Origin of the sequence: Actinoplanes aureus, from assembly GCF_015704865.1 — a bacterium.
GTDB lineage: Bacteria > Actinomycetota > Actinomycetes > Mycobacteriales > Micromonosporaceae > Actinoplanes > Actinoplanes aureus.
Genome location: NZ_JADQTO010000092.1, coordinates 1 through 1,372 on the forward strand (window position 1 = coordinate 1; position 1,372 = coordinate 1,372).

Annotated in this window: 1 protein-coding gene; it reads left to right on the forward strand. The window is 70.1% G+C overall.

All coding sequences use genetic code 11. From position 1 onward, the window contains the following. Positions 1 to 291 precede the first annotated feature (291 nt). Positions 292 to 1,353 carry an IS110 family RNA-guided transposase gene (locus I4J89_RS49060; protein WP_196421096.1) on the forward strand — a complete coding sequence of 354 codons (1,062 nt, stop codon included), beginning with the start codon at positions 292 to 294 and terminating at the stop codon, positions 1,351 to 1,353. The last annotated feature ends 19 nt before the right edge of the window (positions 1,354 to 1,372 follow it).

The window sequence follows — 1,372 nt, forward strand, 5'->3', positions numbered from 1 at the left end:
TGGAAAAGGCTGTGAAAGTAGTTCTTGGCTGGCCTGGGGCTGGCTGGCAGGGTCGGCGTCATGATCGCGACCGGGTGTGGCTCCTGGAAAAGGTGGCCCCCGAGGGGTGCTCTCATTGAGATCTGCCCACCTGGTTCGTGGTCGGGCGCCGACCCTATCCTCTCTCGGTGGCTTGATCAGAAGCTTGCCCGACCCGTTGCAGCGGATCGTGGCTCATCACAGTCCTGCCTCGAGAGCACCTTCCTGGGCCGGCGCCGTCACGACGTCTCCCCGGGAAGGCAGTACGCCGCAATGGCCATCGTCGCAGACCAGTACGACTTCGTCGTCGGCGTGGACACCCACGCCGCCTCTCACACCCTCGCGCTGATCACCGCCGGCACCGGCGCGGTCAGCCAGCAAGCCCAGTTCCCGGCCAGTCCAGCAGGACTGCGCCGTGCCGTCGGCTGGATCCAACGCCACACCCAGAACACGGCGACGCTGATCGTCATCGACGGCGCCGGATCCTACGGCGCCACCTTCACCGAACAGCTGGTCGCGGCCGGCTTGACCGTCGCCGAGGCCCCCGATGTCCCGTCCAGCACCCGGCGTCGCCGGGGCAAGAGCGACGCCGTGGACGCCGTCGCGATGGCGCAGGCCGCGCGCAACCTGGACGTCGACCAGCTGTGCTGGCCGCGGGCAGCCGGCGAGCGCACCGCGCTGCGGGTCCTGGTCGCGGCGCGCGAACAGATGAGCGGCGAGCGCACTCGCGCGGTCAACGCGCTGACCGCGCTGCTGCGCACCGTTGACCTCGGCGTCGACGCGCGCCGGGCCTTGACCACCACGACGATCGCCACCGTCGCAGCTTGGCGCACCCGAAGCGACACCAGCACGCTGGGCATCTGCCGTGCCGAGGCTATCCGCCTGGCCCGGCGCATCCGCGCTCTTGACGCCGAACTCGCCGCTAACCACGCCGCGCTCCAGGAAGCCGTCACCGCGCAAGCGCCGCAGCTGCTCGCCCTGCCCGGTGTCGGCGCTGTCGTCGCCGCAACCGTCCTGCTCGCCTGGTCGCACCCCGGACGCGTCCGCTCCGAAGCAGCATTCGCGTCCTTGGCCGGGGTGTCGCCTCTGCCGGCCTCGTCAGGCAACACCACCCGCTACCGGCTCAACCGCGGCGGTGACCGCCGCCTGAACCGGGCGCTCTACACCGTCGCGCTGGTCCGCATGGGCCACGACCCCCGCACCCGCGACTACGTCGCCCGCCGAACCCGCGAAGGCCGCACCAAACGCGAGATCATGCGCAGCCTCAAGCGCTACATCAGCAGGCAACTCTTCCGGACCCTGCAGGGCGCCGACCTGGCCGCCAGCAGCACTTGACAGTTATAGAAGCATCTCA